Annotated in this window: 15 protein-coding genes and 1 tRNA gene; 9 read left to right on the top strand and 7 right to left on the bottom strand. The window is 35.7% G+C overall.

Features of this window, described 5'->3' with window-relative positions:
• Positions 1-254: 254 nt before the first annotated feature.
• The 3 genes from EYD45_RS08575 to folB form a co-directional block, all read right to left on the bottom strand.
• On the bottom strand, positions 255-887 hold the full coding sequence (locus EYD45_RS08575; RefSeq protein ID WP_130964124.1) for a hypothetical protein: 633 nt from the start codon (positions 885-887) through the stop codon (positions 255-257).
• A 315-nt stretch (positions 888-1,202) separates the two neighbouring features.
• Positions 1,203-1,274 (bottom strand) — tRNA-Cys (locus EYD45_RS08570).
• A 117-nt stretch (positions 1,275-1,391) separates the two neighbouring features.
• On the bottom strand, positions 1,392-1,754 hold the full coding sequence (folB, locus tag EYD45_RS08565; RefSeq protein ID WP_130964123.1) for a dihydroneopterin aldolase: 363 nt from the start codon (positions 1,752-1,754) through the stop codon (positions 1,392-1,394).
• Positions 1,755-1,840: 86 nt separating this feature from the next.
• Between folB and EYD45_RS08560 the strand changes: the two genes are divergently transcribed.
• The 4 genes from EYD45_RS08560 (at position 1,841) to EYD45_RS08545 (ending at position 6,185) form a co-directional block, all read left to right on the top strand.
• Entirely contained in the window at positions 1,841-3,829 is a 1,989-nt protein-coding gene (locus tag EYD45_RS08560) for a glutamine--tRNA ligase/YqeY domain fusion protein (RefSeq protein WP_130964122.1), read from the top strand.
• An 86-nt stretch (positions 3,830-3,915) separates the two neighbouring features.
• Positions 3,916-4,398, top strand: a complete 483-nt coding sequence (locus EYD45_RS08555) for a DUF1761 domain-containing protein (RefSeq protein WP_130964121.1) — start codon at positions 3,916-3,918, stop codon at positions 4,396-4,398.
• Between the two features lie 63 nt (positions 4,399-4,461).
• Positions 4,462-5,613: a GNAT family N-acetyltransferase gene (locus EYD45_RS08550; RefSeq protein WP_130964120.1), complete on the top strand. Its 1,152-nt coding sequence runs from the start codon at positions 4,462-4,464 to the stop codon at positions 5,611-5,613.
• Between the two features lie 68 nt (positions 5,614-5,681).
• A complete protein-coding gene (locus tag EYD45_RS08545) occupies positions 5,682-6,185 on the top strand; it encodes a hypothetical protein (RefSeq protein WP_233702585.1) in 504 nt (167 codons plus the stop codon).
• A 93-nt stretch (positions 6,186-6,278) separates the two neighbouring features.
• Here EYD45_RS08545 and EYD45_RS08540 read toward each other — a convergent pair whose 3' ends face one another.
• Entirely contained in the window at positions 6,279-7,208 is a 930-nt protein-coding gene (locus EYD45_RS08540; protein ID WP_130964119.1) for an SPFH domain-containing protein, read from the bottom strand.
• A 74-nt stretch (positions 7,209-7,282) separates the two neighbouring features.
• Here EYD45_RS08540 and EYD45_RS08535 point away from each other — a divergent pair, with 74 nt between their 5' ends.
• Positions 7,283-7,966 (top strand): hypothetical protein, encoded by a 684-nt coding sequence (locus tag EYD45_RS08535; protein ID WP_130964118.1) that lies wholly within the window; start codon positions 7,283-7,285, stop codon positions 7,964-7,966.
• A 10-nt stretch (positions 7,967-7,976) separates the two neighbouring features.
• On the opposite strand, the gene EYD45_RS08530 is transcribed toward EYD45_RS08535, so the two are convergent.
• The 3 genes from EYD45_RS08530 to gltX are packed head-to-tail and all read right to left on the bottom strand — an operon-like array spanning position 7,977 to position 10,969.
• Positions 7,977-8,945 carry an SGNH/GDSL hydrolase family protein gene (locus EYD45_RS08530; protein WP_130964117.1) on the bottom strand — a complete coding sequence of 323 codons (969 nt, stop codon included), beginning with the start codon at positions 8,943-8,945 and terminating at the stop codon, positions 7,977-7,979.
• Between the two features lie 11 nt (positions 8,946-8,956).
• Positions 8,957-9,373, bottom strand: coding sequence for a hypothetical protein (locus tag EYD45_RS08525; protein WP_130964116.1), 417 nt, complete (start codon positions 9,371-9,373; stop codon positions 8,957-8,959).
• A gap of 24 nt (positions 9,374-9,397) precedes the next feature.
• The gene (gltX, locus tag EYD45_RS08520) at positions 9,398-10,969 is read right to left on the bottom strand and encodes a glutamate--tRNA ligase (protein ID WP_130964115.1); all 1,572 of its coding nucleotides are present in this window, start codon (positions 10,967-10,969) and stop codon (positions 9,398-9,400) included.
• Positions 10,970-11,290: 321 nt separating this feature from the next.
• Between gltX and EYD45_RS08515 the strand changes: the two genes are divergently transcribed.
• The 4 genes from EYD45_RS08515 to EYD45_RS08500 all read left to right on the top strand — a co-directional run bounded on the left by EYD45_RS08515 (position 11,291) and on the right by EYD45_RS08500 (position 18,099).
• A complete protein-coding gene (locus tag EYD45_RS08515) occupies positions 11,291-14,737 on the top strand; it encodes a DUF4175 family protein (protein ID WP_130964114.1) in 3,447 nt (1,148 codons plus the stop codon).
• Positions 14,730-15,140, top strand: a complete 411-nt coding sequence (gene ybeY / locus EYD45_RS08510; protein WP_130964113.1) for an rRNA maturation RNase YbeY — start codon at positions 14,730-14,732, stop codon at positions 15,138-15,140. Before EYD45_RS08515 ends, ybeY begins: the two co-directional genes overlap by 8 nt.
• A gap of 147 nt (positions 15,141-15,287) precedes the next feature.
• A complete protein-coding gene (gene mnmG / locus EYD45_RS08505) occupies positions 15,288-17,159 on the top strand; it encodes a tRNA uridine-5-carboxymethylaminomethyl(34) synthesis enzyme MnmG (RefSeq protein WP_130964112.1) in 1,872 nt (623 codons plus the stop codon).
• An 88-nt stretch (positions 17,160-17,247) separates the two neighbouring features.
• Positions 17,248-18,099 carry a class I SAM-dependent methyltransferase gene (locus EYD45_RS08500; RefSeq protein WP_130964111.1) on the top strand — a complete coding sequence of 284 codons (852 nt, stop codon included), beginning with the start codon at positions 17,248-17,250 and terminating at the stop codon, positions 18,097-18,099.
• Positions 18,100-18,325 lie beyond the last annotated feature (226 nt).

Raw genomic sequence — 18,325 nt, 5'->3', positions numbered from 1 at the left:
GTTCGTCTAAAATTTTCAGTTTAAAAGGTTCTGAATACCGTCTGATTACTTTGTCATTTTTATACATAATGTTTAAAATTATGTAGCCTTTATTCAGGACGGGTCAAAATTGCCTACAACGGTTTTGTGTAAGCGTCAGTAACGGGAAAGTGCGTGAGTACTTTCGGCTGACGCACCTAATTTAGCAAAACGAGTTGAATTTCCGATTAGGAAATTCAGCCGTTATTGTGCTAACACATTGTTGACAGTAGGTTTTATTCATTCAACATTCTGTTTTTTAAGAAGTCATTTTCAAATTCAATTATAACTTTTTCTCTGTATTTCATATGACTCAAGACACTTATTAAAGGTAAATCTTTATACATATAATTCAGATAGTCGAATTTCTTAGCTTCACGATTTTGAACGGAATCTGTATTTAATTCTCTACGAACTCTTTCTGCTAAATTCTTATCCGTAATCAATTTCAAGATTTCAGTTCTATAGCTTTCAAGTTTAGAAATGAATTTAGTCGCTTTTTCGTTATATTTTTCTCCATTGAAGAAAAATTCGTTTATCAACTCTTTATTTGAGAGTTCTCCATTATAGTCATATTGATCATTTATTTTATCAAATAATTTCCAGTAAACACTGTCCAAATATTTTAAATATTCAGTTGTTAAACTATGATAAGTTTGTGTTGTGTCATCATTAAGTAATTTGTCATTTGATAGATTTTCAGCAATTTGGTCTTTTAGCATTGTACTAGAATGAACGAATTCCTCAATTAAAAAGCCATACATTGTATAAGTTTCATTTACATCGGAATCGGGTTTTAAATCAGTTTTAGAATCCGTTTTGCAAGAGTAAACAATTGTTAAAAGTAAAAGGAATTTGATTAGTTTCATAGGTGTATTTGGTAAACTTAGCCAACCTATTTGTATATAGAGAAAATGTTCTCAATGGGTTGTACTGCTAAAAATACTAAAAGTTGTAATTTACACCAGTACTTTTCTTACTTGATTTGCAGAATTTAGGGTTTTTCAGCACCCACTTAAGGAGTTGAATATTTCAACTGCGCTCTCAGTACAGGCCTTATGTTTGAAATTCCCGATCCCGATAGTTATAAGGATTGAGTAACCACGCCCAAAAGCGTGGCAGGTGTCCAAAAAAAATGAGATTACAAAAAAAGCTTCCAATATATAAAAGGAAGCTTTTAGTTGAGGCGTCGAGCGGAATCGAACCGCTGTAGCAGGTTTTGCAGACCTGTGCCTAAGCCACTCGGCCACGACGCCTTATGAAATGAAATCTATCAAAATAAATTTTGATAGACCTTTGAAATTGTCATTCCCGAGACATTGGGAATCAGTGCTGCAAATGTAAAAAAATTTGAGACTTTTACTCACAAAAAATTACTTTTTACGCTTATCTGTCATTTTTACGGTAACCACCTCTACATCGCCACCAATGGGCGGGTTTAGTTTGCCTATACTCACGGTGGCCTTTTTTACCAAAGCATCTTCATTAAATATTCTATCTAAAATACGTTTTGCAACGGTTTCCAACAATTTAGAGGGTATGTCCATTTCCTCTCGCACTACTTTATTTAAAAACACATAGTCAACTGTATCGTTTAACTCATCGCTTTTGGCAGATTTTTGTAAATCGGCTTTCACCTCTAAATCCACACGGTAGTCACTACCAATTTTTGTCTCTTCTCTCAAACAGCCATGATAAGAGAAAACTCTTATGTTTTCAACCTTTATAATTCCCATACAACAGATTTTAAGTCGGTAAAATTACCTAATTTTGCCAATATTTTATTTAAAGGGGTTAAAAACTTCCAATTGTAACATATTTTATGTCTGAAGAAAGAAAATCACTCAATTTTATAGAGCAAATTATAGAGGAAGATTTAGCAAATGGCATGTCGCGTGACGATTTGCATTTTAGATTTCCACCAGAGCCTAATGGCTACTTACACATTGGCCACACCAAAGCTATTGGTATTAGTTTTGGCTTGGGTGAATATTATAATGCTCCTGTAAATCTTAGGTTTGACGATACAAATCCCGCTAAAGAAGAACAGGAATATGTTGATGCTATTAAGCGCGATATCGCTTGGTTGGGTTACCAATGGGATAAGGTTTTATTTTCTTCGGATTATTTTCAGCAGCTATACGATTGGGCCATTATGTTGATAGAGGAAGGAAAGGCCTACGTAGATTCGCAATCTAGTGAAGCTATGGCAGAACAAAAAGGTACACCTACAGAGCCTGGAGTAGATAGCCCTTATAGAAACAGATCAGTTAAAGAGAACCTCGAACTGTTTCAGCGCATGAAGGATGGTGAATTTGATGAAGGTGAGCATATTTTGCGTGCTAAAATTGATATGCAACATACCAATATGCTGATGCGCGATCCTATTATGTATCGTGTAGTAAAAAAGGAACATCACAGAACAGGAGATAATTGGTGTATTTACCCAATGTATGATTGGACGCATGGCGAGAGCGATTATATTGAACAGATTTCCCATTCCTTATGTTCCTTGGAATTTAAACCTCACAGGGAGCTTTACGACTGGTTTTTAGATCAAGTGGTTGACCCAGATAAATTAAGGCCGAAACAACGTGAATTTGCCCGTTTAAACCTTAGTTATACCATCATGAGTAAGCGTAAGCTGCTAAAATTAGTGGAAGACGGTATTGTAAGCGGATGGGACGACCCTAGAATGCCCACTATTTCTGGTTTAAGACGAAGAGGCTACACGCCTACAGCTTTAAGAAAGTTTGTGGAAACCGTTGGTGTTGCAAAGCGTGATAATGTCATCGACGTATCGCTTTTAGAATTTTGTATTCGTGAAGATTTGAACAAAACCGCACCAAGGGTTATGGCAGTTCTAAATCCTGTTAAACTTGTCATCACAAATTATCCAGAAGATAAAGTAGAGTGGATGGATGCTGAAAATAATCAGGAAGATGAAAGTGCTGGTTATAGAAAAGTGCCATTTTCAAGAGAATTATATATTGAAAAAGAAGATTTTAAAGAGGAGGCAAGTAATAAGTTTTTCAGATTAAAACTAGGAGGTGAGGTACGCCTTAAAAATGCGTATATCATTAAAGCAGAAGATGTGGTTAAGGATGATAATGGAGAGGTTAAGGAAATCCACTGTACTTATTCTGAAGACACTTCAAAGAAAGTAAAAGGCACACTGCATTGGGTGTCTACTGCTCACGCTATAAAAGCTGAGGTTAGAGAGTATGACCGACTCTTTAAGGATGAAGCACCTGATAGTCATCAAGACAAGGATTTTATGGAGTTTTTAAATCCCGATTCTCTAAAAACAATCGAAGCTTTTGTTGAACCAAGTTTAAAAGAGGCTAAAATTGGGGATAGATACCAATTTCAGAGATTGGGTTATTTCAATGTGGATGATGATAGTACTTCTGAAAAACTTGTGTTCAATAAAACCGTTGGGCTAAGGGATACTTGGGCCAAAATTAAACCACAACAACCAAAAAATCAAAAGCCTCAAAACAATCAGCCTAAGCGAAAAGCTATCGACATCATAAAGCAATTAGGTAAAAAATACACCAATTTACCAGAGGAGAAACGTTTAAAAGTACGCGCCGAAATACTGGAGTTAGCAAAAGACGTTACATATGATGACATTGAGCCACTATTTAACACTGCGGTAAAAAAAGCAGGCACCAGAATTGCGGTTACTTTAGTCTTAAACGTGATGCTTAATAACGGTTTAGACCGTAATCAATCTGTATTAGACTTTCTTTCAAAAGCAAAGGAGGACAAAAACGATTTACTGGTTGCTGAGGCCTCTTTAATCTAAAATTTTAATCTGTTTCAAAAGTTAAAAAAAACCTTCCGTTTTATTTTTTAGCTATATTTAGGTACTAACTATAACTTTTTAATATTATGGAAATTAATTTTTTAGCGATTTTAGTTGCTGCAATTTCAGCCTTAGTTGTTGGTTTTGTTTGGTACAATCCAAAAGTGTTTGGAACCGTTTGGATGAAAGCTGCTGACATGACCGAAGAAAAAATGAAAGGTGCCAATATGGGAAAAATATTCGGTATGGCTTTAGTCTTTGCATTATTATTAGCAATGAGTATGCTTACTCTAACCATTCATCAGTTTGGAGCTGCTGGTATGGTTGGTGGCGATGTTGAAAACGCTTTGCCTTCTTTTAACGCATTTATGGCAGATTATGGTACCGCACACAGAACTTTTGGTCATGGGGCATTACATGGCTTTTTTGCTGGCGTATTTATTGTGCTTCCTGTACTGGGCACTAACGCTTTATTTGAGCGTAAAGGTGCAAAGTACATCCTTATAAATAGCGGATACTGGATGGTAACTATGGCTATTATGGGAGCAATCATTTGTGGGTGGCAATAATTTTGTAAACTTTTAACATATTTAAAGACTGAAGATGTTTAATTTTCAGTCTTTCTTTTTGTATTGATACACTATCAAATTTATAGAAGCATAAAAGATGTCCCGCAAGAATGGGACGCTTTAACGGTAGACGATATTCTTTTACAATCTACTTATTTACAAGCTTTAGAAAACGCTGCTCCTAGCAACATAAAATGTTTTTATATAGGTGTTTTTAAAGGCGAAGCCCTTATCGGTGTCGCCCTTATTCAACGTGTACAACTCTATCTAAAAGATATGTTTAGAGATACGAGAGTGTCCTGCGTAAAAACCTTTCTAAAAGATACGGTTTCAAAATTGTTAAAAGGCAATATTTTAGTGGTTGGTAACTTAACGCATACGGGGCAACACGGACTTTACTTCGATTCTGAGTCTATTTCAAATCATGAATTTTACAATGCAGTTTTTAAAGGTGTTTCTGAAATAGAATCTACCATAAAAGCTGAAACCAATAAAACCATAAGACTAATTTTGGCAAAGGACTATTTCTTGGATGATGCGATTTTAGATGATACCTTTTTCAAAAGAAATAAACTCCATAAAGCTACGGTACAACCCAATATGATCATGAACATAAGGGAAGATTGGTGCGAGAATGGTGATTACATATCGTGTATGAACAAAAAATACCGTAGACGCTATAAACGTGCTAAAAAGAAACTAAACAGTATTGTCTGCAAAGAAATGAATTTAGAAACTATCAAAACCAGTTCAAAATTACTTCATGATCTGTATTTAAACGTTTCAAACAATGCAAAGTTTAACACCTTTATTTTACCTGAAAGTCATTTTTATAATTACAAACTTCATCTAAAAGATAACTTTAAGGTTTTTGGGTATTATTTGAAAGATGAATTGGTTGGTTTTTTCACTTTAATACTGAATGACAAACAATTGGAAACCTACTTTTTAGGCTACGATTCGGAGCATCAATACCCTAATCAACTGTACTTAAACATGCTATACGATATGACAAAGTTTGGTATTGAAGCGGGTTTTGAATCTATTGTATTTGCCAGAACCGCCATGGAAATTAAAAGTTCTGTTGGGGCGAAGGCAAAACCTATGGTCATGTATTTAAAACATACAAATGGAGTATTAAATGCTATTTTAAAGCAAGTATTCAGATTTATGAACCCAAAACAGGATTGGGAAGAACGACACCCTTTTGATTAAAATTAACATGGGTTGGTGTTTAAGTATTCTATTTTTATTCCGACAAAGTGTACTTAATCCCCTTTTTTATGAGACAGTTGCAACTCCTTCTTTTGATATTGCCCTTTCTAGGGTTTTCTCAAAATATGACCAATGACAAACTTCAAGAGATTTACACCAGCATTAGTGATTCCATAAACGGACAACCAGGTGGATGGCAATTTCATATCAAAGAAGTGCCCTTGATTTCCATTACAGATGAAAATCATAATAGAATGCGTATCATATCGCCAATAGCCGATTCTAATAGCTTAAACGAAGAATTAATCAAAGCTGCTTTGGTTGCCAATTTCCATACAGCCTTAGATGTAAAATATGCGGTTTCAGATGGTGTGTTATGGTCGGTGTTTATTCATCCTTTAAAAGAATTGTCCGAACATCAGGTTAAGGATGCTGTAAGTCAAGTATATTATGCAAATATCAATTTTGGAACCACTTTTACCAGTACCTCTTTAACATTTCCTGGAAGTATCAATAATCAGCCAAAAGAAGAGGAAAAGCAAAAGGAAAAAATTGAATTTAAGAAATCATAAATTTCTAGTTGTCATTCAGAGCGAAGCGAAGAATCTACGGTAGCATAACATGTAGATTCTTCAGTCTTACCTCCTTCTGAATGACACTATAGATTACTTATCTTTTGAAGGATTCTTTTTAGCATTTTTCATAGCCTCACCTATTTGGTTACTCGCTGTAAAACTCGCCACCATATCATTCAGCATATTACTACCTGCCTGTGGTGCATTAGGTAAAAGAATTAAGTTACTATTGGTTTCTTCACCCAAAGACTGTAACGTATCATAGTGCTGCGTTACAACAATAAGCGCAGACGCCTCTTGACTGTTGATGCCAACACGGTTTAGTACCTCAACAGACTCTTCTAAACCACGTGCAATTTCACGACGCTGATCTGCTATACCTTGCCCTTGCAAACGCTTACTTTCTGCTTCAGCCTTTGCTTTTTCAACAATTAAAATACGTTGCGCATCTCCTTCAAATTGTGCTGCTATTTTTTCGCGTTCTGAGGCATTAATACGGTTCATGGCTTCTTTTACTTGTGCATCGGGGTCAATATCTGTTACAAGTGTTTTGATAATGTCATATCCATAATCAAGCATAGCATCGTTAAGTTCTGCTTTTACTGCAATTGCGATGTCGTCTTTTTTAACAAACACATCATCTAATTTCATTTTAGGAACTTCAGCACGCACCACGTCAAATACATAACTGGTGATTTGATCATGAGGGTAATCTAACTTATAGAAAGCATCATACACTTTTTCTCGAATAACTTTGTACTGAACAGAAACTTTTAAGCGAACAAATACATCATCTAAGGTTTTCGTTTCGATAATGACATCTAGCTGTTGAATTTTTAAACTTAGTTTACCAGCAATTCTATCTACTAAAGGAATCTTTAATTGAAGACCCGAGTGACGAATACTCTGGAAGCGCCCAAAGCGCTCAATAACCGCAGCCGTTTGTTGTTTTACAATGAAGAATGAAGAGATTAAGATAATTAATCCCAACACGATAAATGGGATGTAAAAGAAGTTCATATCTGTGTTTTTTAATGGTTAAAAATTTCGGATTACTAATTTACGTTATATTTGAGCATTAAACCCTAAATACCATGAAAATTAATCCTTACATTTTATTAGTAGCGGTTGCACTATGTTTTGTTACAACTCACCATGCGCAAAAAGGGAGATATCCAATTACTAACGGCTTTTCGGTTTTTGGAGGTATTACGAAGTTTGATATTACAACTGATAATTTCGTAACGTCCCAAGGCGATGGTTTTTTAGGTGGAATAAGTGCTACTGTTGATATACCATTGCGTTGGTACAATGTTAGTTTTGGCATGCAATTATCCGAAAGTAATATTGACATTCTAGGACGTCCGAGTCTAATTAGTACCGAAAATGAATTTATAAACTACAAAATGTTTGCTGCCCAAGTAGCAATGCTTATGCACATAAAAGTAATACCAAATCATTTTACTATTGATGCAGGACCAATGTTGCAATACAACGGAAAATTAGAGTTTAAGAATAGGGATCAAGAAGGGTATTATATTAATAATTACGCAAATTTAACCGCTGAGGATATTACCAATATTTCACAATTTAATTTTAATGGCGCTGTGGGTGCGTCTTTAGGCATTAGAAACTTTAAGTTGAAGGCGCAATACATTTATGGCTTTACTAATATTTTGAATAAACTTGAAAACGAAGGGCTAGACACTACCGGTGGAGATGCACGTTTTAAAGGTAATCAAAGCATGTTGGTTTTGGGAGCTATGGTATCGTTCTAGACTATTTAAACTATTCTTTGGTATAATACTGTGTTTCCTTAATTACGGAATCCAATTGCTTTACTTCTTCGATTGTAGAACTGATATCATCTGATTTTACGGTTTCTTCTTTAGTATAGCCCACATAGTTTAACCATCCTTCAGAACGTATTTTTCTGCGGTTACTAACCACTAAAAACAGAGGGTCAATCTTAAGAGGTGCGATCGAAGCTGTCGGATCATTGATTTGGATGTTAGGATACAAATCAGACAGTATTTTTTTAGCCATATAAAAATGACCAACGGCATTGGGGTGCACCCCATCCGGAATAAAGGTGCTATCTGATTTTTGGGTTTTAATGGCAACAAGTTGATTATTCAAATAAGTGTTAAGGTCAATTGTTTTAATATTCTCAAGGGTTTTTAACCACTTGGAGTATTCAAATAAAACAGATCCATAATCATAATACGGATGCTGATACGATTGTGGTTCATCTTCAAACGCTACACGGTCTATAATTGGGTCTGGATCAAAAGGCGTTGGTGTCATTAAAATGAGTTCCGCATTAGTTGCTTTCACTTTTTTAATTAGCTTATGTACACCGTTTTTATAATCGTCAAAGCGTGCGCTATCTTTCTCCGAATATATACCATCATTCATGCCATAGCAAGCTAAAACTAGGTCTGGTTTGATGAGTTGTAAGGCATCATCCAATCGCGAGTGCACACAGGGTCTCAGAACAGAGCGGTTTGCTTCAGTACCTCCCGAAACAGTTTCTCCGGATAACCCAATACTGATAATATCCAAAGATGTTTCAGGGTAGTTTTTTCTAAGGTAATATTCTAAAAAATCAACGTATTTGCCATTTTCGGTAATGCTGTTGCCTAAAATTAGCACTTTTTTGTTGTGGAGGGGGAGATTTGGTTTTTCTTGTTCTTTCTCGCAAGAATGAAAAGAATATGCTGCCAAGAAAAGAAATAGAACTTTTAAAAGTTTCATTTATTTATATTTTATGAGGTCATCAATTTTTCAAGTTTATTAAAATCACGATTCAAGAAAATTTTCAAATAACTCAATGCCTCATTTTTACTAAAACCCCATTTATCAATTACATCCATGGTTACTTTTTTACCCAAAAGACCAAAAAGTACGTTTTTTTGAACTTTTCTGTTATACCATAATGAAAACTCTAAGCTTTTATTAGCCATTTGAGCAGTTAGTCCCAAGCTAAACTTATTGGATTCATTCACAAAGTCTAGCGATGGATTATAACATACATCTCCATCCTTTAACGAATGCAAAAGCTCTAATTGTTGAACCCAAGGGTAGCTGCCTGCTATTTCTAAAACCTCTTCTTCATTCAAGAGTGTATCAATATATTCAATTTCAGGCTTATCGGGATGACAAATAGAATATTTATAGTTCAAAACAACTTTATTTGGATTTAAAAATTACAATATAGCCACAGCCTTCTCAATCCGTGCAACACTCTCCGCTTTCCCAATCATATACATAATATCAAACACATCAGGCCCTTGCAGTGCGCCAACCAATGCTAAACGCAATGGCATCATTACTTTACCAAAGCCTATGTCGTTTGAGGTAATCCAACCTTTTAAGTTGGTTTGAAGGGTTTCCACGGTAAAATCATCAATGGCATTTACAATAGAAACTACTTCTTTTAAGATATCTTTTGTACCTTCCTTAAAAGCCTTTTTTGATGCTTTTTCGTCATAGGACGTTGGTGCTGTGAAGAAAAAATGACTCAAGCCCCAAAAGTCTGAGACAAAAGTGGCGCGTTCTTTCACTAAAGCAACAACCATCTCTACATAATTCACGTCGATGTCATTTCCACCAGCAGGAGAAATCCCATCCTGAGATTCTTCGCTACCGCTCTGAATGACATTCAGCTTTTCATTTATTATTGGTAAAAACTTTTTAGCTAATTCATCATTAGCTTGCTCTTGCATATAATGATGGTTAAACCACTTGGTTTTATCTGGATCAAAGCGCGCACCAGATTTGTTCACGCGTTCTAAATCGAAAGCGTTTATCAAGGCATCTAAACTAAAAATCTCTTGCTCTGTTCCTGGGTTCCAACCTAAAAAAGCTAAAAAATTCACCATAGCTTCAGGGAAATAACCATCTTCTTTATAGCCACGAGACACATCTCCTGTTTTGGGATCTTTCCATTCTAACGGAAAAACAGGAAATCCTAATTTATCACCGTCACGCTTGCTTAATTTTCCTTTTCCTGTGGGTTTCAAAATCAAGGGCAAATGTGCAAACTCAGGAACTTCCCAACCAAAGGCTTGGTACAATTGGTAATGCAACGCTAAAGAGGGCAACCACTCCTCGCCACGTATCACATGCGAGATTTCCATTAAATGGTCGTCCACAATATTTGCTAAATGATAGGTGGGCATGCCATCACTTTTAAATAATACTTTATCATCTAAAACATTGGTGTCTATTTGAATATCGCCACGGATAATATCCTTTAAATGCAGCGTTTCATCCTGTGGTGATTTAAAACGTATCACATAATCTTCGCCGGCATCCAACTTCGCTTTTACTTCTTCTGCAGAAAGAGATAATGAGTTTTTTAACTTTAAACGATTATGCCAATTGTAAATAAAGGTTTTGCCCTTTGCTTCATGATCTTTTCTATGGAAATCTAATGTTTCGGCAGTATCAAACGCATAATAGGCATTTCCTGAAGCAATCAGTTCATCGGCATATTGCTTATACATGGCCTTCCGTTCGCTTTGACGATACGGCCCGTAGTTCCCTGGCTTTACAGGGCTTTCATCAGCAGGCATACCACACCAGTTTAAAGCGTCGATAATATATTGCTCCGCGCCTTCAACATATCTGTTTTGGTCTGTATCCTCAACGCGAAGTATAAAAGTACCGTTATGCTTTTTAGCAAACAAATAGTTGAACAAAGCAGTACGAACACCGCCTATATGCAATGGTCCTGTTGGGCTAGGTGCAAAACGCACACGAACGTTTTCAATCATGTTTTATCTGTTTTAAAACTGTGGCAAAGATAGAGCAGTACTCTATAAAGACAAAGTGTAGAGTGCAGAAGTTTAGCAGATAGAGAAAGGCTTGCGTTTTTGTAAATATGCAAGCGGATAAGTGCGCTAAGGATTGCAGCGGCAGCTTTTGGTCCCGCTACAGCGGGAAGCCAAAACTATTAGCGGAAAGCCTGACCCAAAGGGGAGCGCCCAAACCTTGATATTAGGAGTATTTTAACGGGAGGTTTAAATTGAAGTAGAAAATAAAATTGTAGTTTAGTAGCTTAAAAGGCTTGAAACCCTTGTATTTATGCCCAAATCATGGATAATTTTAAATATATTCAGCAAAAATTAGAGCGGTTTACAAAACGGTACCATACCAATGAGCTGCTAAAAGGCGGCATTTTGTTCTTTGCCATTGGCTTGCTGTATTTTCTGGTGACCTTATTGATTGAGCATTTTTTATGGCTGAACACGACAGCGAGAACGGTGTTGTTTTGGATGTTTATTGCTGTGGAATTGGCGTTACTGACTAAGTTTGTGTTTATTCCGTTAGCGAAATTGTTTAAGCTGAAAAAAGGCATTGATTATGAGAAGGCTGCAAAGATTATTGGGACGCATTTTCCTGAGGTAGATGATAAACTGTTGAATGTTATTCAATTGAAGGAGAGTGAGGAGCAATCGGAACTATTGCTGGCAAGTATTGACCAGAAATCGGTGGAGTTGAACCCAATTCCGTTTAAATTGGCGGTTAATTTTAAGCAGAATTTGTCGTATTTAAAATATGCTGTAATTCCCATTATTATTTTGTTGCTAGTGTATGCTACTGGGAATTTTAATTGGTTTAGCGACAGCTACAAGCGCGTAGTTGACTATAAAACGGCTTATGAGCCACCTGCACCGTTTCAGTTTTTTGTAGTAAATGAAGATTTGAAGGCAATTGAAGGTAAGGACTTTAAGCTTTTAGTAAAAACAGCTGGGGAAGTTGCTCCTGAAAATGCCCAGATTCAATATAACGATGAGACTTATTTTTTACAGCAAACAGGTGTTGGACAGTTTGAGTATATTTTTTCACAACCACAACAACCCATCATGTTTAGTCTTTCAGCAAATGAAGTAAACTCTAAACCGTACGAACTTGAAATAGTTGAAGTGCCGTCGTTATTGAGTTTTGAGATGGTTTTGGATTATCCTTATCACACTAAAAAGCGAGATGAAACTTTAAAAAGCACAGGGAATGCAGTGGTTCCTGAGGGTACAAAGGTAACGTGGCAATTGCAAACCAAATCTACAGATAATGTGTTTTTGTATGCAAAGGATACCCTTGGTTTCACTTCAAAAAATGATAATACTTTTTCTGCCTCTAAAAATCTATATTCAGATTACGACTATACCTTAAGCACGAGCAATAAAAATTTGAAGGATTATGAGAATTTGTCGTTTTCCATTGATGTGGTTAAGGATGAATTTCCTGAATTGAATGTACAAATGAAAGTAGATAGTTTGGATTTGCAAACGCTTTATTTCTACGGACAAGTTAGTGATGATTATGGACTAAGTAAATTACAATTAGTATATTATCCTTCTGATAATGAGAAAGATAAAAAGACTGAAGCTATTGCGATTACGTCTTCTAATGTTCAAGATTTTATTTCGGCTTTTCCGGATAATTTAGAGATTACGGCTGGTGTGCCTTATCAGTTATACTTTCAGGTGTTTGATAATGATAGGGTGAATAGGTTTAAAAGTAAAAAAAGCCCTGTTTTTAATTATCGAAAACGCACTCTGGAAGAAGAAAAAGAGAAACAGCTAAAAGAACAGGGGGAAAGCATTAAGGACTTAAACAAATCACTTGAGAAGTTTGAGGAGCAGGAAAAACGCTTGGATGAATTGACCAAAACCGGTAAAGAGAAAAAGAATTTAAACTTCAATGATAAAAAGAAATTAGCATCATTTTTTAAACGCCAAAAGCAGCAGGATGAAATGATGAAGAATTTCAATAAAAAACTGCAGGATAATTTAGAAGAGTTTCAAAAGGAAGAGCAAAAAGAGGATCCTTTTAAAGAAGATTTAAAGAAACGTTTGGAGGAAAACGAAGCGCAATTGAAAGAGAACGAAAAATTGCTAGAGGAACTGGAAAAATTGCAGGAAAAAATCAACAATGAAGAGTTGATTAAAAAACTAGAGGAAGTTGCGAAACAGAATAAAAATAAAAAGCGAAGTTTAGAACAATTGCTAGAGCTTACCAAACGATTTTATGTAGAGAAGAAATTGGAGAAGTTAGCCAATGATTTAGAACAATTAGCAAAGGAACAAGAGCAACTCTCTGAATCTTCAAAAGATGAAAACACTAAGGAAAAACAGGATGCCCTAAACAAAAGTTTTGAGGATTTTAAAAAGCAAATAGAGGAACTGGAGAAGGAGAGTAAGGACTTAAAAAAGCCAATTGATATTCCCCGGGATAAACTAGATGAAAAGGAAATTGAAGATGAGCAGCAAAAGGCGTCAGAAGCGTTAGAGCAAAAAGAGGCACAGGAAGAAGAACAAGAACCTCAAGAGCAAAATGAGCAAAACGAACCGTCTGAACAACAAAAGCAGAATATGCAAAACGCGCAGAAAAGTCAAAAGAAAGCGGCTCAAAAGATGAAACAGCTCAGTAGTAAAATGCAAAATTCTATGCAGTCGATGAGTGGCGAACAAATGCAAGAGGACATTGAAATGCTGCGACAAATATTGGATAATTTAGTGTTGTTTTCGTTTGATGAAGAGGCATTGATGGATCAGTTTAAATCCATTGACGTTAATCACAACAGCTACGCCAATTATTTAAAACGCCAAAGTTATTTAAAGGAACATTTTGAGCATATTGATGATAGCTTGTTTGCCTTATCGCTACGTCAGCCAAAACTATCTGAGCAAGTGAATAAAGAGATCTCTGAAGTGTATTTTAATATCGACAAAGCTTTGGAGCGTTTAGCAGAAAACCAATTGTATCAAGGGGTTTCCAATCAGCAATTTGCTATAACTGCTACTAACAATTTGGCAGATATGCTAAGTGATATTTTGGATAATATGCAAGAAAGTATGAGCATGTCTATGGGTCAAGGAGGTCAAGGTGATATGCAATTGCCGGACATCATTATGAGTCAGGAGCAGCTCAATCAGATGATGCAACAAGGCATGAAGAAAGGTGAAAAGGGAAAACCAAAAGAAGGTGAAGGCAAAGAGAAGGGTAAAGGAGAAAAGGAAGGTGAAAATGGAGAGCAAGGAGAAAAAGGCAAGAACGGTAAGCAACAAGGCAAAGAGGGAGAAAACGGTCAGCAAACGGGAGGCGAGGGTGAAGGCTCTAATTTTGATATGGAAGGTTTACTTTACGAAATTTATCAAAAGCAACAGCAACTGCGTGAGGCTTTAGATAAGCGATTAGAAAAAGAAGGCAAAGGTGGTATTGGAGAAAATCTCTCCAGACAAATGGAAGAAATAGAATTGGATTTATTGAATAAAGGATTTACCAATCAAACGCTGCAAAAAATGATGAATTTAAAACATCAATTATTAAAGCTAGATAATGCTACGTTTCAGCAAGGAGAGGAAAACAGAAGAGAATCTGAAACCAATACGAATAATTTTGATAATGATTCAAATAGCAACATACCAACGGCAAAACAATATTTTCAAACTACAGAAATTTTAAACCGTCAAGCTTTACCTTTGCAGCAGGTTTATAAAAAGAAAGTACAGCAATATTTTAAAAAAGCTAATGATTAATTTCAACTACGAAACGGATTTTAAACTCACCACAGAAGAACACATATCCCATTGGGTTATTGAGACCATAAAGTTGGAAGGGTACAAATTAGAAGAGATTAATTATGTGTTTTGCGATGATCAATATCTTCACAAATTAAATGTTGAATTCCTTAATCATGATACACTAACAGATATCATTAGCTTTGATTATTCGGTCGGAAAAATAATACAAGGCGATATTTTTATTTCTATCGAAAGAGTGGCTGATAACGCCATGGATTTCGAAGTTAATTTTGAAGACGAGCTTCATAGAATAATTATTCATGGCGTGTTGCATTACTGCGGATATAAGGATAAGACAGATGAGGACGCAAAGGTAATGACGGCAAAGGAAGACCACTACCTGAAGATGTTATCTTAAATTAAAGATTTCAACGTATATTTGCAGACCAAATTTTATTACCAACTCACGACACCTGCGTCGAGGGTTCAAATAAAATTGTCATTCCCGTGACAACGGGGCTCTAAGATGTTCCACGTGGAACATTGTTTTTGAAAAAGGAGAATTATGTTTAACGAACTTTATGATGTCATAGTAGTAGGAGCGGGGCACGCAGGAAGCGAAGCTGCGGCCGCTGCTGCAAATATGGGAAGCAAAACATTGTTGGTCACCATGAATTTGCAAAACATTGCGCAAATGTCTTGCAATCCAGCCATGGGTGGTATCGCCAAAGGGCAAATAGTTCGTGAGATTGATGCGCTTGGTGGTTACAGCGGTATTGTGTCTGACACTTCGGCTATCCAGTTTAAAATGCTCAATAAATCTAAAGGACCCGCAATGTGGAGTCCTAGAGTACAGAGTGACCGTATGCGATTTGCTGAAGACTGGAGGTTGCTTTTAGAGCAAACAGAAAACTTAGATTTTTATCAGGAAATGGTTTCTGGTTTGCTGATTGAAGGCGATAAAGTTGTTGGTGTCAAAACTTCTTTAGGTATAGAAATTAAATCTAAAACTGTTGTACTGACCAACGGTACTTTTTTAAACGGATTGATTCACATTGGTGATAAAAATTTTGGTGGTGGGCGAGCAGGAGAAAAAGCTGCGACAGGAATTACAGAACAATTGGTGGGTTTAGGTTTTGATTCCGGTAGAATGAAAACAGGAACACCTCCAAGGGTTGATGGACGTTCTCTTGATTATTCTAAAATGATTGAACAGCCAGGAGACAACAATCCTGAAAAGTTTTCTTATTTAAATATTACAAAGCCTCTTCAAAACCAACTTTCTTGCCATATGACCTACACAAGTCCTGAAGTGCATGATTTGCTTCGTGAGGGATTTGACAGATCGCCAATGTTTAACGGGAGAATTAAAAGCCTCGGTCCTAGATATTGTCCTTCAATTGAAGATAAAATAAACCGTTTTGCTGATAAGGACAGACATCAACTATTCATCGAACCCGAAGGTTGGAACACAGTTGAAGTTTATGTAAATGGCTTCTCTACGTCCTTGCCAGAAGATGTACAATTTAAGGCTTTACGCTCCGTTGCTGGTTTTGAAAATGTAAAATTCTTTAGACCTGGTTACGCTATAGAATATGATTATTTCCCGCCAACACAGCTAAAGCATACGTTAGAAACTAAGCTTGTTGAGGGGTTATATTTCGCCGGACAAATTAACGGCACAACAGGTTACGAAGAAGCAGCTTCCCAAGGACTAATGGCAGGTATAAATGCTAGCTTAAAAGTACAGGATAAGGATCCTTTTACTCTGAAAAGAGATGAAGCTTATATAGGTGTTTTAGTTGATGATTTAATTACAAAAGGCACAGAAGAACCCTATCGTATGTTTACATCTCGAGCAGAATACAGAACTTTATTGCGTCAAGACAATGCGGATTTAAGATTAACACCTAAAGGTTACGAGCTTGGTTTAGCTTCTGAAAAACGTTTAAAACGTATGGAAGAAAAACACGGAGCTGCTGAAAAATTTGTGTCATTTTTTGAAAGCCAAAGTGTAAAGCCAGAAGAGATAAATCCAATTTTAGAAAAGAAAAACTCATCTCCTGTAAAGCAATCAGGTAAGCTTTTTAAGATATTTGCAAGACCAAATATTGAGATGGAGGATGTTAGAAAAGTGGCGTCTGTTGAGTCATATATTAATAATAATAATTTGGATAGGGAAGTCATTGAGCAAACCGAAATTCAGGTGAAATACGCTGGTTATATTGCTAAAGAAAAGAATAACGCCGATAAATTAAATAGATTAGAGTACGTTAAAATTCCTGCTAATTTTGACTATTCACAAATAAAATCCATGAGTTTTGAAGCTCGAGAGAAGCTGAAAAAGATTCAGCCAACAACAGTCTCTCAAGCATCAAGAATTAGTGGTGTTTCACCAAATGATATTTCTGTATTGCTAGTTTATATGGGAAGATAATTTCAACAAAACTGAAACGTTCCACGTGGAACATTTTAAATAATCTTGCTTTTCATATTGCTGAATTACACTCTGAATTTACTTTAAAATGAACGCAAATCCATCATATCTCATCGTAAAGGATTACTCTGTTTCTGGTGAAGAGTTTCATTTAATTGAAAATTCAGAATACGGTTATTTGGAAACTTCACCTCGTCCATCAGAAAACAAATTACCAGAATATTATAAAAGTGAAGACTACATTTCCCATACAGATTCTAAACGAAATTTGTTTGAAAAAGCATATCATTTCGTTAGAAGTATTTCCCTTAAAAAGAAATTAAAATTGATCAATTCGTTTTCTTTAAAAGGAAAAACACTTTTAGATGTTGGATGTGGCACAGGTGATTTTTTAAAAACTTCGCAGAAGAATGGATGGCAAGTTTTTGGAATCGAACCAAACGAAAAAGCAAGAGCTATTGCTAATAAAAAAACAAGCAATGCTGTTTTTGAAATAGAACATCTTTTAAAATTTAAAGCACATAGTTTTGATATAATTACGTTATGGCATGTTCTGGAACATCTCCCTAATTTAGAAGAACATATTTCAATCATTAAAAAATTATTGAAACCTGAGGGTAAATTGATAATCGCAGTACCAAATTATCAAAGTTACGATGCCAAATATTACAAAGCATTTTGGGCAGCTTATGATGTACCAAGACACCTTTGGCATTTTAATCGGGATTCTGTTTCAAGTTTAGTTGGAAAGTTTAATTTAAAGGTTATTAAAACCAAACCGATGTGGTTCGATGCATTCTATGTGAGCATGCTCTCTGAAAAATATAAGTCAGGAAAAATGAATCCAATCAAAGGGTTTTGGGTTGGCTTAGTCTCAAATATCAAAGCCTTAGGCTCAAAAGAAGCTTCCTCCCTAATTTATATCATTAAAAACCGTTAAAGCTAATTTTACCAACGCTGTTTCAATATTGCTCTGTTAGACAACGAAAGATCCTTTCTGGATTTTTAACGCTCTTAAACGGCTTTATTTTAATCTAAAAATAATAGTTTTTACTTATAGCGAACTAAAATATCTATAATTTTTTATTATAAGTTAAAATCCAACCAATTACGGTTTTCATTTTCACATACTTTGTTACATTTGTGCGACCTTGAAAAATAAAACG

Origin of the sequence: Hyunsoonleella flava (assembly GCF_004310325.1) — a bacterium.
In the GTDB taxonomy this organism is placed as follows: Bacteria; Bacteroidota; Bacteroidia; order Flavobacteriales; family Flavobacteriaceae; genus Jejuia; species Jejuia flava.
Note: the sequence above shows the minus strand (reverse complement) of the source record. Positions and strands in the feature narration are given on the sequence as shown.